A 2,161-nucleotide genomic window follows, 5' to 3' on the forward strand; every position below is an offset into this window, starting at 1 on the left:
TGGTGTAAGCTATTCTTTTTTGCAAGATCAAATTAGTAATGATGAAGTTTGTTTACAAATTAAATTAATTTTCATATCAAATTTAATAATACTTGAAATTGAAAACATTTTAAAAAAATACCAAATACAAGTTGATAATTTTCTAGATAAAAGATACGTAAAAGATTTTTCCTCAGATAAACAGTTAGATATTTCTCAAATGGCATATAATTTGAAAAATGGTGTGAATAAAAATGAAATCCAAATAACCTCAAAATCTTCAAAAAAATTAGGTTTTTTTGAAAAATTTTTTCAATTATTTAGTTAATTTTGTTTTTTCTCGTAACAATAGTTGTATTTAATTAATCCACCATTCAAATTAAAACCTTCAAGTGTCCTATTTAACCCAAAAAACAATTGAAAATAATATTTCATTTAGTGGAATTTCTCTTCATAGTGGATTAGATGTCAATGTTTGCATTAAACCAGCATCCCCCAATAATGGTATAGTTTTTAAGAGAGTGGATTTAAAAAGTAATAATTTAGTTTATCCAAGTTTTATGAATGTCACCAACACATCTTTAAACACAACTATTGAAAATGAATTTGGAGTAAAGGTTTCAACTATTGAACACTTAATGTGTGCGTTATTTGGAATGGGTATAGATAATGCATTGATTGAAATTGATAATGAGGAGGTTCCAATATTAGATGGGTCTGCAAAAATATTTATTGAGAAAATTATTTCAGCTGGCATCGAAGTTTCAGATTCTCCAATAAAAATAATTAAGATAAATAAAGAAATCAGCTATTCAGAGGGTGATAGATATATAAATATTAAACCATCAACTTTGAGTTTAGATATTGATTTTGAACTCAAATATAATAACTCTGTTATTGGTAATCAAAGAAATAAATTTAAAGTATACGAGGATGATTTATCTGATGTTTACAATTCAAGAACTTTTTGCCTTTTTGAGGATATTGAAAAAATAAAAAAAAATGGATTAGCCAAAGGTGGAAGTTTAGAGAATGCAGTGGTAGTAAGTGAAAATGACATACTAAATCCAGAGGGATTAAGAAATGAAAAAGAATTTGTAAATCATAAAATACTCGATTGTATTGGAGATCTTTACACTTCAGGCTATCGAATTGTTGGAAGTATTAAATGTTCTCAAGGGGGACATTACTTAACAAACCAATTATTAAGAAAGGTATTTTTAAATAAAGATAATTTCTCAATAGTAGAAATTAAAGAAAAAAGTCTTCCTCATTCATTAATAAATAAAACAATTCTTAAATCGATAGCATAAAATATAACTATCTTTTAAATCATACTTTAAATAAGTATAAATATAAAATGCAGGAATTAAAATTTTTTTTATATTTAGTGGCTTTATTATTATTATCTTCTTGCTCAACAAAAGAAGTTAGGCAATCTGAAATTATTGAAAAAAATCTAGATCTTCAAGTTCTAGAAGCTTATAGGGAAGGAATGAAAAGTTTAGAGACAGGAGATGTTATCTTTGCTGCAAAAAAATTTAATGAGGTTGAAACTTTATTCCCACAATCGGTTTGGGCACCAAAATCATCTCTAATGGCTGCGTATTCTTATTACGTTCAAGATTATTATCCAGAAACAATAGCCGAATTAGAGAGATTTATTAGAGTATATCCTAATCATGTTAATTCAGATTACGCATATTATTTATTAGCTCTGTGTTACTATGAACAAATTGTTGATGAAACAAAAGATTTGCAGTCAATTTTACAATCTAAAAAAAGATTTGAGATTTTGATTCAAAAATATCCAAACACTGATTATTCAATTGATGCTAATTTTAAATTAGATTTAATTAATGATATTCTTGCTGCAAAAGAACTTTATATAGGCAGATATTATCTTCAAAAAAAGAAATGGATTGCTGCTATTAATAGATTTAAAGTAATTTTTGACCAATATAATGAAACTATCTATATTGAAGAAGCTCTACACAGATTGGTTGAGATTTATTATATTTTAGGATTAACTGATCAGGCAAAAAAATATGCAAATATACTTGGTTATAATTACAATTCTTCAAAATGGTATCAACAATCTTATTCCTTATTTGATAAAAATTATAAATTAAATAAGAAAAAAATTTTAAAAAAAAAATATAAAAATATAAAACTAATCGAA

3 protein-coding genes are annotated in these 2,161 nt (G+C 25.2%); all 3 read left to right on the forward strand.

Annotation, left to right across the window (positions count from 1 at the left end; translation table 11 throughout):
* Positions 1-307: hypothetical protein (locus tag ACTTA5_RS07580; protein WP_440649183.1), on the forward strand; the 307-nt coding region annotated here is incomplete at its 5' end.
* Between the two features lie 64 nt (positions 308-371).
* Positions 372-1,292 carry a UDP-3-O-acyl-N-acetylglucosamine deacetylase gene (gene lpxC, locus ACTTA5_RS07585; RefSeq protein ID WP_440649185.1) on the forward strand — a complete coding sequence of 307 codons (921 nt, stop codon included), beginning with the start codon at positions 372-374 and terminating at the stop codon, positions 1,290-1,292.
* A gap of 47 nt (positions 1,293-1,339) precedes the next feature.
* A partial coding sequence (locus ACTTA5_RS07590; protein ID WP_440649187.1) for an outer membrane protein assembly factor BamD occupies positions 1,340-2,161 on the forward strand: 822 nt, incomplete at its 3' end.

It is taken from the genome of Candidatus Pelagibacter sp. HIMB1521 (assembly GCF_052047875.1).
Classification (GTDB): Bacteria; Pseudomonadota; Alphaproteobacteria; order Pelagibacterales; family Pelagibacteraceae; genus Pelagibacter.